The organism is Chitinophaga sp. (genome assembly GCF_039596155.1).
In the GTDB taxonomy this organism is placed as follows: domain Bacteria; phylum Bacteroidota; class Bacteroidia; order Chitinophagales; family Chitinophagaceae; genus Chitinophaga.
The window spans coordinates 133,359-149,574 of sequence record NZ_JBCNKF010000017.1 but is presented as its reverse complement, the minus strand read 5'-3'; the positions used below and the strand labels follow the sequence as shown (position 1 = coordinate 149,574).

The window sequence follows — 16,216 nt, the reverse complement described above, 5'->3', positions numbered from 1 at the left end:
CAGGTCAGCTGCCTGCATGGGGGCAATGGCAATGATGCACCGCTTCGGCGATGATGGGTATACAACTGATTCCCGTTTGGAGTGAATCAGCGATCATGCTACTGCATCGTGTTACATGGACCGGATTGATATCACTGTGCATTCAAAACAACTGATTGATCATTTTTTGGCTAGATCCATTTTCATCTTTTACATTATTTTATGTTCGATACTTTTATTAAACGACCAGTATTGTCGCTGGTCATTTCATTACTCATCGTCCTGCTGGGCTTACTGGCCCTTTTCTCTCTGCCGGTTACCCAGTTCCCCGATATCGTTCCACCATCCGTCACCGTTACGGCTAAGTACACCGGTGCAAATGCAGAAGTATGTGCCAAAGCCGTAGCCACGCCACTGGAGCGTGCAATCAATGGTGTACCGGGTATGACTTACATGTCATCCGTATCCAGCAATACAGGGGTTACACTCATCTCCGTGTCCTTTGCCGTAGGTACCGACCCGGATCAGGCAGCGGTAAACGTACAGAACCGTGTGGCAACCATTCTCGATGAGCTCCCGGAAGAAGTGATCAAAGCCGGTGTGAGCACGGAAAAAGAAGTGAACAGTATGCTGCTCTACCTCAATATTATGAGTGAAGACAGCACGCTTAATGAAAAATTCATTTACAACTTTGCAGACATCAACGTACTGCAGGAACTGAAAAGAATTGACGGGGTAGGGTTTGCGGAGATCATGGGCGCCAAGGAATATGCCATGCGTGTATGGCTGAAGCCCGACCGTATGCTGGCTTACGACGTATCTGCGGAGGAAGTGGTGGAAGCCATCCGTAAGCAAAACATTGAAGCTGCTCCCGGTAAAACCGGTGAAGCGGCAGACAATGATCCGCAGGTGTTACAATATGTATTACGCTATACAGGTAAATTTTTCGAACCTGAACAATATCAGAATATCATCGTTCGTGCCAATACAGATGGTTCCGTCTTAATGCTGAAGGAAGTAGCGGATGTGGAATTTGGGGCACTTAGCTACGGCATGGTGTCTAAAACTGACGGCAAACCATCTGCTTCTATCATGCTGAAGCAACGCCCGGGGTCCAATGCACAGGACGTGATTGCCAATGTTAAAAAACGCATGGCGGAACTAAAGGAAACATCCTTCCCGCCGGGCATGACGTACAACTTCAACTACGATGTATCCCGCTTCCTGGATGCGTCTATTCACGAAGTATTACGCACACTTGTAGAAGCGTTTCTGCTGGTGTTCGTGGTGGTGTTCCTCTTTATACAGGACTTCCGCTCTACCCTTATTCCTGCACTCGCCGTGCCGGTGGCCCTGATCGGTACACTGGCATTTATGCAGATGATGGGCTTCTCCATCAACCTGCTCACGCTCTTTGCACTGGTACTTGCGATCGGTATTGTGGTGGACAACGCGATTGTGGTGGTAGAAGCCGTCCATGTAAAAATGCATGATCACCACATGGCTCCTTTGCAGGCTACACTGGCTGCCATGCGGGAAATCAGCGGGGCCCTGGTAGCTATTACCCTGGTCATGTCTGCCGTGTTTGTTCCCGTGGCTTTCCTCTCAGGACCTGTGGGCGTATTCTACAGGCAATTCTCCCTCACACTGGCCATCGCGATCGTGATCTCGGGTATCAATGCCGTGACCCTTACTCCTGCCCTGTGTGCCATCATGCTGAAAACACATCATGCAGCTGGCAAAAAACGCAGCTGGCTGCAGAAGTTCTTCGACAAGTTCAACCACAGGTATAACCAGACTGAAAAGAAATACCAGCACCTGGTAGGATACATTGCCGGCAGGCGCATGATCACAATTGGCATGCTGGTGCTGTTTTTCGCGGCTACCTGGGGTGTGAGTGCCATTCTGCCGGGTGGCTTCATTCCTTCGGAGGACCAGGGTATGATCTATGTGAACGTAACGACGCCTGCAGGTGCGACTGTGTCCAGAACAGAAGCCGTGCTGGACGAAGTACAGAAGGTCGCCGCCAATCTGAAAGAAACAGAATCCGTATCTACACTGGCCGGGTATAGCCTGGTGAGTGAAGTAGCAGGAGCCTCTTATGGTATGGGCATGGTGAACCTGAAACCCTGGGAAGAAAGAAAACGTTCTGTAAAAGAGATCATTGCACAACTGGAGAAGGATACAAAAAATATCGGGGATGCAAGTATCGAGTTTTTCCCACCTCCTACTGTACCCGGATTTGGTAACTCCAGCGGTTTTGAATTGCGTGTACTGGATAAGAGCGGTACGGGTGATCTCAGGCAGACAGCGGATGTAACGACGGCATTCATCAATGCGTTGAAGGAGAGAAAGGAAATAGGAAGTGCATTTACCAGTTTTGATCCCGACTTCCCGCAGTATATGATTCATGTGGACCAGGCCATGGCAGCAAAGAAGGGCGTGAGTATTGACAATGCGATGAGTACGTTGCAGACATTGCTGGGTAGTTATTATGCGTCGAACTTTATTCGCTTCGGACAGATGTATAAGGTAATGGTACAGGCTTCTCCCCGCTATAGAACCAAGCCGGAAGACATCCTGCATTTGTATGTAAAGAATGATAAAGGTGAGATGGTACCTTATTCTAACTTCATCAGGTTGGAAAGGGTATTTGGTCCTGAGCAGCTGACACGTTACAATATGTATACAGCGGCAATGATCAACGGGGATGCAGCGCCTGGTTATAGCAGCGGCGATGCGATCAGGGCAATTGAGGAAGTGGCGAAACAACAATTACCGAGAGGCTATAGTTATGAATGGAGTGGTATGACGAGAGAACAGATCCTTTCCGGTAACCAGGCAGTATACATTTTCGCCATCGTATTGCTCTTTGTCTATTTACTGCTGGCCGCACAATATGAGAGTTTCTTACTGCCATTACCGGTCATCTTATCCCTGCCTGCGGGGATCTTCGGGGCGTTCATTACACTGAAGCTGGCCGGATTGGAAAATAATATATATGCGCAGGTAGCATTGGTAATGCTGGTAGGTTTGCTGGGTAAGAATGCGATCCTGATCGTAGAATTTGCGATCCTGAAACACAAGCAGGGGGCCACGGTATTGCAGAGTGCAATGGAAGGTGCAGTATCCCGTTTACGTCCCATCCTGATGACATCGTTCGCATTCATTGCGGGTCTGATTCCATTGTGTATAGCGAGTGGTGCGGGTGCGATGGGTAACAGGTCGATTGGTACAGCGGCTGCGGGTGGCATGTTGATAGGAACGATATTCGGAGTATTGGTGATCCCGGGATTGTATGTGTTGTTTGCCAGTATCGCGGAAAAAAGAAGGAAGCCACATGTGGTAAAAGCACATCATGTAGCGACGGTGCTGGTGTTGGGATTGTTGATAAGTAGTTGTTACACGCCGAAGGCAGTGGAATATCCGGCTGCACCGGTAGTGCCTGCGGCATTTGATACCGCTTCAGCCGGAGGCGTTCTTCCGGAAGGAAAGACAATTGCAGGAGACAGTGCGGTAGTGCCTGTCCTCTCCTACCAGCAGTTCTTTGCAGACCCCTATCTGAAACAATTACTGGACACTGCATTGCATAATAATACGGATATCCGGCTGGCTTTGCAGCGGGTAGAAATTACAAAGGCGCAACTGATGGTGGCAAACCGGGCCTGGTTGCCTTCAGTAAACGCTGCGGTAGATGCGGGTGTTGAAAAATACGGTGATTATACGATGAATGGCGTAGGTAACTATGATACCAATCTGTCGCCGAACATCGACGATAAGCAACGTATTCCGAACCCGGTACCCAACTACTTTATCGGCTTGAAGAGTGCATGGGAAATAGATCTGTGGGGGAAGTTGAAGAATGGCAGGAAGGCAGCGCAGCAGCGGATGCTGGCCAGTGAACAGGGGCGCCGATTAGTAACAACGCAGCTGATTGCCAATGTGGCCGGGTTATATTACCAGTTATTAGCGCTGGATAATGAGCGGGTAGTATTGGAAAGGAACATTGCTTTGCAGGAAAGTGCTTTGGCGACTGTGCGTATTCAGCAGGAAGCAGGCAGGGCGACGTTGCTGGCAGTGCAACAGTTTCATGCACAGCTGCTGAATACCCGGAGTGTTATGATGGGGATCAGGCAGCAGACCTCGAGACTGGAGAACCAGTTGAATGCGCTGCTGGGAAGATTTCCGCAGGCCATACCGAGAGACACTTCGCTGTTGACGGCGCCTTTGCCTCCTTATACGAGCATGGGTATGCCGGCTACTATGCTGGCGCATCGCCCGGATATTCAGCAGGCGGCGTTGGAATTGGGTGCAGCCAAAGCGGATGTGGCAGCAGCGAAAGCTTCCTTTTTGCCTTCATTGAATATTAATCCTTATGTAGGGTTCAATAGTTTCAGGGGGAACTTATTATTCAATGCAGGGTCAGCGGCGTATGGATTATTAGGTGGAGTGACGGCACCGATCTTTAATAAACGACAACTGTCTGCACAGTACAAGGTGAATTCAGCAAATGCATTGAGTGCATTTTATAATTACAGGCAGCGGGTGATTGATGGGTACCAGGAGGTGATGACGGCATTGAGCCAGTTGCACAATGGGCAGGAGGCATTTAAGCTGAAGGAAGCGGAAGTGATTATGCTGAGAGATGGGGTGTCGACAGCGAACGATCTGTATATGACGGGGTATGCGAATTACCTGGAGGTGATCACCGCGCAGAAGAGTGTGCTGGAAGCGGAGCTGGCGCTGGCGAATAGCAGAAGGGAGTTATTCCTGGGAGCGATTGAATTGTACCGTGCACTGGGTGGAATGTAAGTAGTAGTAGTAGTAGTAGTAGTAGTAGTAGTAGTATATAAAGTTAGAGGATTGATGAAGTACAACCCTCATTTGCTTAGGCAGGTGGGGGTTGTTGATTTAAGATACTTTCAGTAACTGTGTATCAGGACTCCCAACATTTGCATTAATTTATTTTTACATACATTTATATGGGCGCGGCGCGATTTTTGAGGTAGTCCCGTGGCCAGTAATATATAGGAAGAATGATATTAATCGTCGATGATAAGCCGGAAAATATTTTATCCCTTAGGAAGACACTAGAGCTACATGATTTTGAGGTAGATACCGCGTTATCAGGTGAAGAAGCGCTCAGGAAGATCCTTAAGAACAACTATGCACTCATCATTCTGGATGTACAGATGCCTAGTATGGATGGTTTTGAAGTAGCTGAAACCATTTCCGGATATAGTAAAGCAAGGGACGTGCCCATTCTGTTCCTCTCTGCAGTCAATAAGGATAAAAAATTCATAGCGAAAGGGTATGCATCTGGAGGTTTGGATTACATCACCAAACCTGTAGACCCTGATATATTACTACTCAAGGTCAAGACCTTCATTAAATTATATGAGCAGAACCGGCAGTTGCAGACCATGCATGAAAACCTCCGACAGGAGGTAGAAGTGCGTAAGCAGGCGCAGGCGGCCCTGAATGCGAAGGTACAGGAGCAGCATTCCATACTGGAATCGTTGCCACAGGTGGCATTCACAGCCAGGGGTGATGGTACTGTGGAATATGCGAATCGTCACTGGTTCTATTATTCCCCATCGCTGGATGCGTTTCCTGCTACCTACGACCAGGATCATGAGCAGCAACGGGTGTGGGAAAATGCGATCCTGGCGGGACAGCCCATTGAAAAAGAGGTCTACCTTCACAACCGGTTCACCCACCATTACAGGTGTCATTTGCTGCGTGCCACGCCTATTGAGGAAGAGGGCCGCATTGTGAAATGGGTGGGCACCTTTACAGATATTGCGCACCAGAAGCAGGCGAACGAGATCCTGGAACAGCGGGTAGAGGAACGCACGCATGAGTTGCAGGAAATGAACCAGGCACTGGAGGCGAGTAACTATGAGTTGCAGCAGTTTGCCAGTGTGGCATCGCACGATCTGAAAGAGCCGCTGAGAAAAATTCAGTTGTTCGGTACCATCCTGCGGGACCGGCATCTGGGCACCAACCCGGATGCGCTGCAGTATATGGAGCGAATCGTGAGTTCTTCTGAGCGGATGAGCCGATTGATCAGTGATTTATTAAAGTATTCCAGGTTGTCAGCAGATAATACTTTTGAGCCGGTTAACCTGAATGGGTTGATCAGCGATATACTGGCGGACCTGGAATTGTCAGTCAGGGATGCGAATGCGGAAATCATAGTGGAGGACCTGCCTGTTGTGGAGGCGATACCGGGGCAGATCAGGCAGGCATTGCAGAATATAATCAGTAATGCATTGAAGTTCCGGAGACCGGAGGTGCGCCCTGTGATTACAATCAAGGCGGAAATTATAGAGGGAAAAGATCTGGAAAGTGAAGCACTGGAAGCTGGTCAGTATTGCCGGATCGTGGTGAGTGACAATGGGATCGGGTTTGATGAAAAGTATTTGCCGAAGATTTTTACACTGTTCCAGCGATTGCATAGTACTGATGCATATGAAGGGACCGGGATTGGGCTAAGTATTGCAAAGAAAGTGATAGAGAAACACCAGGGACTGATCAGTGCACAGAGTAAAGAAGATGAAGGGGCAAGATTTATCCTGGTACTGCCGCTGAAGCAATCCAACTGACATAGTGCCGGGGCGGCAAAGCATAAATTGCTGACCGTGAGCAGACCTATTTGCGTAATAAGATTTTATGACTGGCCACAGGCGAATATGGCCATAAAAAAACCGCTTCAGCCAAAGGTTGAAGCGGTTTTTTTTTACTATTTCTTATAACGACATCACCCATTCTGCCATCTCCACCTGTTTCAATACCCTGTCTACCTTCACCACCGTCATTGCATGCCTGGGCATCAACGCGACCTCAGCCTCGACAGGATCCTGCACCGCGGTTACCGCTCCCATTAACTGCGCCACCTGCAATCCCTCTGTACCGTCTGTGTTTGCACCAGACAATAAGAAACACGCCAACCGGCTGCCCAATACATCTGCTGCCGACATAAACGTCACGTCTATGCTCGGCCTGCTATAATGTACCTTCTCAGAATAATCCAGCGTCAGTGTACCATCCGGCTCAATCAGCAAATGATAATCCGCCGGTGCCACATACACCATTCCCGGCGTCAGCTGATCTTTCTCTTCTGCCTCCTTTACAGGCAGCACGCTCCTGGCAGCCAGGACATTGGACAACAATGTATCGTTATCACTCTTTCGATGTAACACAATAATAATTGCCAGCTGACAAGCCGGGTTTAATAAAGGCAATAGTTTTAATAAAACATCCAGACTACCTGCGGAACCTCCAATCACGAGTGTTCGGGGAAGCGAAACTGTCATGTAGTTATTTTTCTCCAGATTTTTTCTTTGTGTGCCACTGGTTTAAACAACGGCGCCACAGCAGTAAACCGCAACGTCTCCTTGGCCCCAAGTGCCAGGAATCCTAATTGCTCAAGGCTATCACTGAACAGGTGAAGTACCTTGTCCTGCAATTCTTTGTTAAAATAAATCAACACATTGCGGCAGATGATCAGTTGAAATTCGTTAAAGGAACGATCTGTCACTAAATTGTGCGCTGCAAAGATAACCTTCTCACCCAGGCTCTCCGAAAATTTAGCGTATTCGTAATTGGCTGCATAATACTGGGAGAAATCATGCTGCCCGCCTGACTGCAGATAATTCTGTGAATACTGTTGCATGAAAGCTAACGGGAAAATTCCTTTACGGGCTTTATCCAACACACTTTCATTGATATCTGTGGCGTATATGACAGACTTGTGAAGGAGGTTCATCTCCTTGAGAAGGATGGCCATGGAATACACTTCTTCACCGGTAGAGCAGCCGGCATGCCAGATCCTGATTAACGGATAGGTGGCCAGCACTGGCAGTACCTGCTTACGCAATGCGAGGAAGAACGCCGGATCCCGGAACATCTCCGTCACATTCACAGTTATCTGTTCCATCAGGTGTGTGAGATAGCTTTCATCATTCCTGACCTTATAGCGAAATTCAGCGAAGCTGGGAAATCTGTCATTGATAAACACCCGCTGCAATCTTCGCTTCACAGAAGCGAATGAGTAATCAGTAAAGTCGTACCCATATTGTTCTAACAAATCGTTCAACAATACATTTACTTCCTCATCCTTCAAATGGTGCACGTGCTCCTTCATTATCGATTCATTAATCTTTTATTCCCGGGCGTAATTTCGTAAAGTTTTTGCTCATTTGTGTAGTGTTCGCCAGACACCCTTTTCACAATGTGAGAAACATCTTCACCACATTCCGCCACAATCTATAACATATTTACGTCAGTACATATATAAAAAACTTACAAAATCCAACATTCGATGTATTCCGTAAGTAATCCCGAAAGGTATCTTTATACAACCTAACTATTGCCAACATGAGTTTATCCTTACACAGGGGAGCGTTGAGCGCTACCGTACTGTTAGCAGCATTTGCCTTTAGCGCATTTAAGTCTGCAACAATTTCCCATAACGGGGGCTTGCTACATGCGATTTCGTCGCCGACAGACAAAACCGTCATCAGCTACAATGAAGACAAAAGTATTGCCAAACTGGTCACTACCCATGCGATGGGCGACGATCAATACACCGATATACGTATCCCGGTGTATCAATCCGGCAAGCTGGTAAAAACAATGAGTACTTCTAACGAAAAGGAGCAGGCTCCTACCCTGTTCTCTGCTTTTGGTTACGATGCCAGTGGACGCATTGAGAGGATCAGTTATTATGAAGAGAACCGGGTATCTGGTTATGACTCGCTGGTGTATGACAATAAAGGTCAGTTGGCCGCCAGGTATTTCTTTGTCATGCCAGCCGGCAAGCAAACTTTTGAGAATCATTATTGCCAGCTGTATACCTGGGATGCAAAGGGCAATATTATCCAGCAGGAGAATATGGGGCGCCGGTCTGACAATGTTGAGTTTGCCCTGAGTTCAACTGTAGCGTACAAGTATGATGACAAGAAGAATTCACAGCGTAGCGTGGCAGATTTTGGGTATATCACTGACCTGAATGCGGTGAACCTGTCTACGAATAATATCGTGTCTGAGGTAATTACACCTGCTAATGGTGCAAATGCGACTGCAAAGAGTTATGTGTATGCTTACAACAGCAACAAGTATCCTGAAAAGGTGACTACGAAAAATAACAATGAAGAAGTGATTACTGAATTGACCTGGGAATAATATCTTAATCTTTATTGAAACGAAAGGGTGTCTCATTCAGCTGAGACACCCTTTACTATTCATCCTTCCTATTAATGCTTTTTATGGGCGATTGCTATTGATCTCTTTCAACCAGGTATACAACCTGCCCCCGCTTCCTGCAATCCACACGATATCTCCAGCCTGTAACACGGTGACTGAAGCCGGGTTCAGTAATCGCTGTCCCTTTCTCTCTATCCCCAATACGATACCGCTGGTGCGCTCCCTGATCCCTGCTTCCCGGATCGTTTTCCCTTCCAGGGGGGATTTCTCTGCTACCAGAAACTGCTTCAGTGCAATCGGATCTCCATCATTCACCGGCGCGGCAACGGCACCATTCGAGGGCTCCAGGTAGTCGTTGAATTTCTGGAGCTGTTCATCTGTACCGATGGCCGTTACCACATCCCCCGGAAACAACCGGGTGTATTTATCCGGCGCATACATCTTGATCCCGCTTCGGTTAATCAGGGCGATATTGATTCCATAGTTCTCTCTCAGCTGCAACTCTTCCAGTGTGCCACCTGCCACCGGCGAAAGTGGTTTGATCTCCGCCACGGCAAGATGTGCATCCCAGGGTGCTAATACCGACTTATTGATATTGCCCACCTTGGTCTCCCGGGCATTGAAGTTGGAAAAGAACCTTTCTTCGATAGTGGTATAAAAATCCCCGATCTTATGCCGCAACACGAAGATGAGTAAGATCATGATCGCGGTAACGGCTATTGCCACCGAGTAAGAGAAGAAACGGTCGATAAAGAACCCAAGCAGGAATACGGCAATGACAATACGTGCGATACGCAGTAGCATCAGTGGCCCCCTGTATTTCTTCTGCTCCCAGATGCGGTTGGACTCTGCACTGGCGATATTCCTGAAGCCCAGTGCCCAGAGGAAGGGCATCAGGAGGAAAAAGGTGATGATGGCACTGACAATCCGTCCCCATTGATATACGCCGGACATAGGTAGCAGGTAGTACGAGGATAATAATATAATGGCCAGCAGTACGACGGTATATATAACGATGTTGGTAAAGTAGCTTCTGAGCAATACCTTCCAGTCACTCACCACGGAAATGGTCTGGGCGGCGGCACTGTACCGGTTGATGGCTGTCTTCCAGCGATGCGGCATAATGGCCGAGAGTTTTTCGTAAACGGGGCCGGACAACTTAACCATGTAAGGTGTAGTGAAAGTGGTCACTGCCGATACGGCTACCGCAACAGGGTAGAGAAATTCGCCCGTTACATTGAGGGTCAACCCGAGTTGGGCGATGATAAAGGAAAACTCCCCGATCTGCGCAAGGCTCATCCCTGCCTGTACAGAAGTCTTGAGTGGCTGGCCGGATAGCAGGGCACCCAGGGCAGTGCTCAGTGTTTTACCCACAAGGGTCACCACAGTAATAATAAGTACCGGAACCGCATATTTTACCAGCATGGCCGGGTCGATCAACATACCAACAGAAACAAAGAAGACAGCACCGAATAATTCCTTTACTGGTTTTACGAGGTGTTCTATTTTCTCAGCCTGCGTGGTTTCAGCCAGGATAGATCCCATAATGAAGGCGCCCAGTGCGGGAGAAAAACCGGCCTGAGTAGCCAGTACGACCATAAGCAGACAAAGGCCTACGGCAGTAACGAGCAGGGTTTCTTCATTCATGAGTTTTTTCGTCATGCGGAGTAAGGAAGGGATAAAGAAGATCCCTGTCACAAACCAGGCAATGAGGAAAAAGACGAGTTTGACAACGGAGATGAGCATTTCTCCGCCTTCGAACTGACGGCTCACGGCCAGGGTAGACAGCAGTACCATGAGTACGATGGCCACCAGGTCTTCAACCACGAGGATGCCAAATACGAGACCTGCGAATTTCAGTCCTTTAACGCCCAGTTCTTCGAAAGCTCTTATGATAATAGTAGTAGACGAAATGGAGATAATACCGCCGAGGAAGATGCTATCCATGGGAGACCATCCCATGATCTGCCCTAACAGGTAACCGAGGGCGAGCATGAAGATGACTTCTACGATGGCGGTAATGGAGGCAGCCCCTCCTACTTTGATCAGTTTCTTAAAACTGAATTCAAGGCCGAGGCTGAAGAGTAAAAAGATCACACCTATTTCAGACCATATATGGATATTCTTTTCATCGGAAACGGTTGGAACAAGCGAGACGTGTTGGCCTACCAGCAGACCTGCTACAATGTACCCTAATACCAGCGGCTGACGAAGACGCTTGAAAATCAGGGTGGTAACAGCTGCGGCAATGAGGATCAATGCCAGGTCTTTAATTAACGGTGCTAAATGGATCATCTGGTCAGTCGGATTAATTAATAAAGTAATGGCTAATTCCATTCCAGCTGCTTGCAGGCGGGCAACCTACAGCCGGACAATTACCTGGATGCTTTCAAAAACGACGAGTTTAGGAATTGTGCGCATCCTTTTGGGAAATACTTACAGTAGTTGAAGTGCTTACCTTTTTTGCATAAGCGTGTATGTTACACCAACCACACAACATGCAACTGGTTACCAGAAAATATGATTGGGAAAGATGAGGGTTTTGACAATAGCATGCAAATCTACCAGGAGTCTTCCTGTAGACAATACTGCCCCATACAAAGGGAGGCGCGGTAAAAAGTACCCACTGAAATGACCTGGACCAGGTCTGTCAACGCACTTATTGGGGGAACTAAAACTGCTATTGAAATCAACGATGGTTTCCGGCAGGTATCCGGTACCGATATGCCATCCTGGTTTGGGATGGCTTTTTATTACTTTCAGTACAGTGGTTGCAGGTTTCCTTTTCGCAACAGCGTCATATTGTTTTTTGCACACGTGGGCACCCGCCTGGCAAAAAGAGAACAATATGATGATATATAGAAGAAGGTGACGCATGAGGACGAAGATACGTTTTTCTGCTCCTATCTCCTCACCTTATCCAGCAGATCGCTCAGCTGCGCGGCTTCTTCAGCACTTAACCGTTCGGCTATATCGTTGTAGAAATTATCCATGGGTACATCCACTTCGTCCAGCAGTTTCAATCCTTTTGGCGTGATATTGATGTCCATTTTACGACGGTTGTGTGGGCATAACCGGCGCTGTACGTACTCCAGTTTTTCAAGTTTGTCGAGCAGACGGGTTACATCGCTGGCTTTGTCAAGCATTACTTCCTTGATGCTACCTGCGGACACTGGTTCCGGATGGCGGCCGCGGATAATGCGCAAAGCGTTGTAATGCTGGGGCAACAGCCCGTACGATTTCAGGTTGGCACCCAGCGAGTCTCTCAACCAGTTACCCGTATACAGGAGGTTCACCACCATCTTGTGGTGATCATCCTTAAACTTGCGCTGATTAATGGCTTGTTCAATTCTCATGGGTCAAAGATAAGAAATATGGGTGTTGCAACATATTAGGACTATTGCATTCTATTAACATTATGTGGATATTTACAGGTGAGTATATTTGTATATACATCCTCCAACCATAAAGTTATGTTATTAAAACTACTCTCTGCACCCTGGCCCTGGTATGTGGCGGGACCGGTTATCGGTCTTACGGTACCTTTACTTTTACTGTTGGGTAACCGGGCCTTTGGTATTTCATCATCACTCAGGCATATTTGTGCGGCCTGTTTTCCGGCGAACATTCCCTTTTTCAACTATGAGTGGAAGCGGGAAAGCTGGAACTTATTCTTTGTGGCAGGTATCGTGCTGGGAGGATTTATAGCAGCACACTGGTTGGCGGATCCGGCGCCTGTTCAGATCAGTCCAAAGCTGGAAAATGCTTTAGGTGAATTTGGCATCAGCAACCACAACGACCTGTTACCCAGCCAGTTATTTAATTGGCCGGCATTGCTGACCACGCGCGGTTTTATCCTCATAATTGTGGGTGGATTCCTTGTCGGGTTTGGAACGAGGTATGCCGGAGGCTGTACTTCGGGGCATGCAATTTTCGGATTATCGACTTTGCAATGGCCATCATTGGTAGCGACCTGCTGTTTTATGGCGGGTGGGTTTATTATGTCAAATTTAGTCTTACCATTTATCCTTTCATTGTCATGAAGAACATAAAATACACATTTGCCGGGATGCTTTTTGGCATAGTGCTGGTAAAATCGCAGGTGTTATCCTGGTTCAGGATCCAGGAGATGTTTCATTTAGAGTCGTTTCATATGTATGGGGTGATCGGGTCGGCTGTAATTACAGGTCTTCTTTCCGTAACACTCATTAAGAAGTTTAAAATCAGAACGTTCGGTGGCGATGAGATTGTAATACCGAAGAAGCAATTTTCAAAAGGAAATATCTATGGAGGGTTGTTATTTGGGTTTGGCTGGGCATTGACGGGGGCGTGTCCGGGGCCATTATTTGCACAGGTGGGGGCCGGATTTACGGTAATGGCAGCAGCGTTGCTGAGTGCGATAGCGGGGACCTGGGTATATGGGGCGGTGAAGGACAAGTTGCCCCATTAGCTGCTTACCTAAAATAAGGCAGTCGTCCTGTTCACAGGCAGACTGGTGCTACTGAAAAAAGCTGAAACGTTATATTAATTAAATATGTGTGTTAACATAATAATCGGGGGGAATGTGCATGCAGCCACAAAGAGGCGGTATGGCCTCCTTGTGAGACCTTACTAACAATGCGTTAAGTTTTCAAATTATATTGAGTACTAGTTACCTAAAACGAGGGATATTTTGTTAATTTTTCGTTAACGGCCATTAATTCGTGACGTTTACCAGATAAAATATAGCCTTTACCAAAATTGACTAGGCGGTATGGAGCTGTCTTATATCTTTGGTTCAGGTTTTTCATAGGATATGGTTAAAAAATTAAGGGCGGTATTCTTACCGCCCTTCTCTATTTTGTTAAAAATGACTTAGACGCTTCATTTTCAGGGATTTTTACACTTCTCTTACAGATTTATATTAAATTCTCTCATTATCGCTTCAATAAATAACTTATTTTTGTATTTTGTTCTCAGCTGTTCCTGTATTCCTTAAGCACAACGGCTAACCAGTATTATATATGAATTATGCACTAATTACGGGCGCAAGCAAGGGAATTGGACGTTCCATCGCCGCTATATTGGCTGAAAAAAAGTATAACCTCATTCTTGTAGCAAGGTCCACGAGTGAATTGCAAGTGGTCTCGTCGGAGTTGATAACCAAATATGGTGTACAGGTTGAATATATCGCGCTAGACCTGTCTGTACCTACAGCAGCAGGAGAATTGTTTGAATGGGTTCAAAAGAACAGGTACAACATTTCCATCCTGGTCAACAATGCTGGGTATGCGGTATGGGGTGAATTTGATATCACTTCATTGGAAGAGCAAAACAGGATGTTGCAGGTAAATATGCAGACACCGGTTGCACTTTGTCATCATTTTCTGCCTATGTTGAAGCAGCAACCCACGGCTTACATTATGAATGTGGCCAGTACAGCAGCCTACCAGGCAGTGCCCACGCTTAGTACGTATGCGGCCTCCAAAGCTTTCATGTTATTATTCACCAGGGGCATCAGGGCAGACCTGAAAGGTACAAATGTATCAGTGACCTGTTTATCGCCAGGACCGGTGAATACTAATTTCATCGACAGGGCGGGGATGCAGGTGATCAAGGCGACCGCTGAAAAATATGGTATGATGCCAGATGAGGTAGCACGGATAGCCGTAAAAGCGATGTTCGACAGGAAATCGGAAGTGGTACCTGGTGCATTAAATGCAGCCACCGTATTCTTCACCAGATTGGTTCCCAAGGCGATGGTAGAAAAAATTGCTGGTAATCTATATAAAAAATAAGTAAATTCATCCCTCAAATTGACATGCAATTTATAATTTGGGTACAAGATAAAATACTATTATCTTTACCCTACAAATTTAGTAGACTAAAAGATGCGTTACAGATTATTATCTATCAAAATACTGCAGCTAACCTGCTTATCGCAAAGTAAATGGTGTCCGTATTGTTGAGAACAAAGACCTATTTATCCTGTACTGACAGGGATTTATAAAAATTAATTATTTTCAATAATTCGTGATCAATCACCAATCATCTATAAATTTACCACATCATGTCTACGGCTTATACTACGTTTACACTAGGTGATACGCTAACCGAAGAACAAAGAGCATTTTTTGACCAGCATGGATACATTCACTTTTCCAGGTTCTTTACTCCTGAACAAGTGCAGGAAATCATTAAAGCATCTGAAGAAGTACAAGAGAAATGGATCGCTGAAAAAAGAGAGAAAGTAAATGGAGTTCCCATCAAGTATGGTAAAGACTTGAATGGTAATCCTATTGTGCAACGCTTTGCCTTCATCAATCAGCATGCACCAGTTTTGGCCGAGGTATTGCAAGACAAGCGTTTTGATGCGCTGTTAAGCCTGATTGGCCCTGGCGCCCGCCTGGGTATCAACGAGAAAGACGGAATGGTATTTAATCATTACGTAAATGGTCCTGAAAGCAAGTTCACCAAAATGGGCTGGCATACAGACGGTTTACGTGACATCTTCATGGGCGGTAAACTGAATCCAATGCTCAACGTCGGTTTGCACCTGAGCACACTGAAAGTTGAGAACGGTGGTCTGAGAATTATTCCAGGTACACACAAACAGAGCAGACTGAGCATGCTGTTCAAGAAGAGATACTTCATTGACCACACGCCAGACAAGAATGAAATTGCTATCACGCCTACAGCCGGTGACGTAACTGTACATGATGGCCGACTCTGGCACCGCGTGGCGCTGAGCTCTGTAATTGGTGAAGAAAGCCGCAGAAGAGTGATCTATGTGCCTATCATCGCCGGGAAATATGCCCCGAAAGATGAGAACAGTCCTACCCAGTTCTACCAGCGCTTTGCCGGTATCGTGAAATAAGGGCCAGGACACAAATAGGGATATGCGAACATTTTCTTCAAAGTTTTGAGGCAGGATTTTTATTATCTTATTTTCCTATAAATATGCTGATAGGTGTATCATTTAGTTGATACACCTTTTTTATTGGTGGTGGGCTGTGCCTGTTTTACGTTTGGATAACTGAGATATCTG

12 protein-coding genes are annotated in these 16,216 nt (G+C 46.7%); 8 read left to right on the top strand and 4 right to left on the bottom strand.

Annotated features, from left to right (window positions below):
• The first annotated feature begins 201 nt into the window (after positions 1-201).
• The gene (locus tag ABDW33_RS17630; RefSeq protein WP_343691402.1) at positions 202-4,791 is read left to right on the top strand and encodes an efflux RND transporter permease subunit; all 4,590 of its coding nucleotides are present in this window, start codon (positions 202-204) and stop codon (positions 4,789-4,791) included.
• A gap of 224 nt (positions 4,792-5,015) precedes the next feature.
• Positions 5,016-6,587: a response regulator gene (locus tag ABDW33_RS17625; RefSeq protein WP_343691401.1), complete on the top strand. Its 1,572-nt coding sequence runs from the start codon at positions 5,016-5,018 to the stop codon at positions 6,585-6,587.
• A 144-nt stretch (positions 6,588-6,731) separates the two neighbouring features.
• Here ABDW33_RS17625 and ABDW33_RS17620 read toward each other — a convergent pair whose 3' ends face one another.
• Positions 6,732-7,298, bottom strand: a complete 567-nt coding sequence (locus ABDW33_RS17620; RefSeq protein WP_343691400.1) for a chemotaxis protein CheB — start codon at positions 7,296-7,298, stop codon at positions 6,732-6,734.
• On the bottom strand, positions 7,295-8,128 hold the full coding sequence (locus tag ABDW33_RS17615; protein WP_343691399.1) for a protein-glutamate O-methyltransferase CheR: 834 nt from the start codon (positions 8,126-8,128) through the stop codon (positions 7,295-7,297). The genes ABDW33_RS17620 and ABDW33_RS17615 overlap by 4 nt, the downstream gene beginning before the upstream one ends.
• A gap of 233 nt (positions 8,129-8,361) precedes the next feature.
• Between ABDW33_RS17615 and ABDW33_RS17610 the strand changes: the two genes are divergently transcribed.
• Complete coding sequence (locus tag ABDW33_RS17610; protein ID WP_343691398.1) at positions 8,362-9,168, top strand: hypothetical protein; 807 nt, start codon at positions 8,362-8,364, stop codon at positions 9,166-9,168.
• 81 nt (positions 9,169-9,249) lie between these two features.
• Here the strand turns inward: ABDW33_RS17610 and ABDW33_RS17605 are convergent, their stop codons facing one another.
• The gene (locus ABDW33_RS17605; protein WP_343691397.1) at positions 9,250-11,526 is read right to left on the bottom strand and encodes a cation:proton antiporter; all 2,277 of its coding nucleotides are present in this window, start codon (positions 11,524-11,526) and stop codon (positions 9,250-9,252) included.
• Positions 11,527-11,820: 294 nt separating this feature from the next.
• On the opposite strand from ABDW33_RS17605, the gene ABDW33_RS17600 reads away from it, so the two are divergent.
• Positions 11,821-12,051, top strand: a complete 231-nt coding sequence (locus tag ABDW33_RS17600; RefSeq protein ID WP_343691396.1) for a hypothetical protein — start codon at positions 11,821-11,823, stop codon at positions 12,049-12,051.
• Between the two features lie 41 nt (positions 12,052-12,092).
• Here ABDW33_RS17600 and ABDW33_RS17595 read toward each other — a convergent pair whose 3' ends face one another.
• Positions 12,093-12,545 carry a MarR family transcriptional regulator gene (locus ABDW33_RS17595; RefSeq protein WP_343691395.1) on the bottom strand — a complete coding sequence of 151 codons (453 nt, stop codon included), beginning with the start codon at positions 12,543-12,545 and terminating at the stop codon, positions 12,093-12,095.
• Between the two features lie 117 nt (positions 12,546-12,662).
• Here ABDW33_RS17595 and ABDW33_RS17590 point away from each other — a divergent pair, with 117 nt between their 5' ends.
• From ABDW33_RS17590 to ABDW33_RS17575, 4 genes are all read left to right on the top strand, one after another.
• On the top strand, positions 12,663-13,232 hold the full coding sequence (locus tag ABDW33_RS17590) for a YeeE/YedE thiosulfate transporter family protein (protein WP_343691394.1): 570 nt from the start codon (positions 12,663-12,665) through the stop codon (positions 13,230-13,232).
• Positions 13,229-13,639, top strand: a complete 411-nt coding sequence (locus ABDW33_RS17585) for a DUF6691 family protein (protein ID WP_343691393.1) — start codon at positions 13,229-13,231, stop codon at positions 13,637-13,639. The genes ABDW33_RS17590 and ABDW33_RS17585 overlap by 4 nt, the downstream gene beginning before the upstream one ends.
• A gap of 553 nt (positions 13,640-14,192) precedes the next feature.
• Complete coding sequence (locus ABDW33_RS17580) at positions 14,193-14,966, top strand: SDR family oxidoreductase (protein ID WP_343691392.1); 774 nt, start codon at positions 14,193-14,195, stop codon at positions 14,964-14,966.
• A gap of 272 nt (positions 14,967-15,238) precedes the next feature.
• Positions 15,239-16,045, top strand: a complete 807-nt coding sequence (locus ABDW33_RS17575) for a phytanoyl-CoA dioxygenase family protein (RefSeq protein ID WP_343691391.1) — start codon at positions 15,239-15,241, stop codon at positions 16,043-16,045.
• Positions 16,046-16,216 lie beyond the last annotated feature (171 nt).

Excerpts from the sequence above, each read along its gene's own strand:
- ABDW33_RS17610 (WP_343691398.1), top strand. The coding sequence starts at position 8,362 with ATGAGTTTATCCTTACACAGGGGAGCGTTGAGCGCTACCGTACTGTTA.
- ABDW33_RS17625 (WP_343691401.1), top strand. The coding sequence starts at position 5,016 with ATGATATTAATCGTCGATGATAAGCCGGAAAATATTTTATCCCTTAGG.
- ABDW33_RS17585 (WP_343691393.1), top strand. The coding sequence starts at position 13,229 with ATGAAGAACATAAAATACACATTTGCCGGGATGCTTTTTGGCATAGTG.
- ABDW33_RS17590 (WP_343691394.1), top strand. The coding sequence starts at position 12,663 with ATGTTATTAAAACTACTCTCTGCACCCTGGCCCTGGTATGTGGCGGGA.
- ABDW33_RS17600 (WP_343691396.1), top strand. The coding sequence starts at position 11,821 with ATGACCTGGACCAGGTCTGTCAACGCACTTATTGGGGGAACTAAAACT.
- ABDW33_RS17615 (WP_343691399.1), bottom strand. The coding sequence starts at position 8,128 with ATGAAGGAGCACGTGCACCATTTGAAGGATGAGGAAGTAAATGTATTG.
- ABDW33_RS17620 (WP_343691400.1), bottom strand. The coding sequence starts at position 7,298 with ATGACAGTTTCGCTTCCCCGAACACTCGTGATTGGAGGTTCCGCAGGT.
- ABDW33_RS17595 (WP_343691395.1), bottom strand. The coding sequence starts at position 12,545 with ATGAGAATTGAACAAGCCATTAATCAGCGCAAGTTTAAGGATGATCAC.
- ABDW33_RS17605 (WP_343691397.1), bottom strand. The coding sequence starts at position 11,526 with ATGGAATTAGCCATTACTTTATTAATTAATCCGACTGACCAGATGATC.
- ABDW33_RS17575 (WP_343691391.1), top strand. The coding sequence starts at position 15,239 with ATGTCTACGGCTTATACTACGTTTACACTAGGTGATACGCTAACCGAA.
- ABDW33_RS17580 (WP_343691392.1), top strand. The coding sequence starts at position 14,193 with ATGAATTATGCACTAATTACGGGCGCAAGCAAGGGAATTGGACGTTCC.
- ABDW33_RS17630 (WP_343691402.1), top strand. The coding sequence starts at position 202 with ATGTTCGATACTTTTATTAAACGACCAGTATTGTCGCTGGTCATTTCA.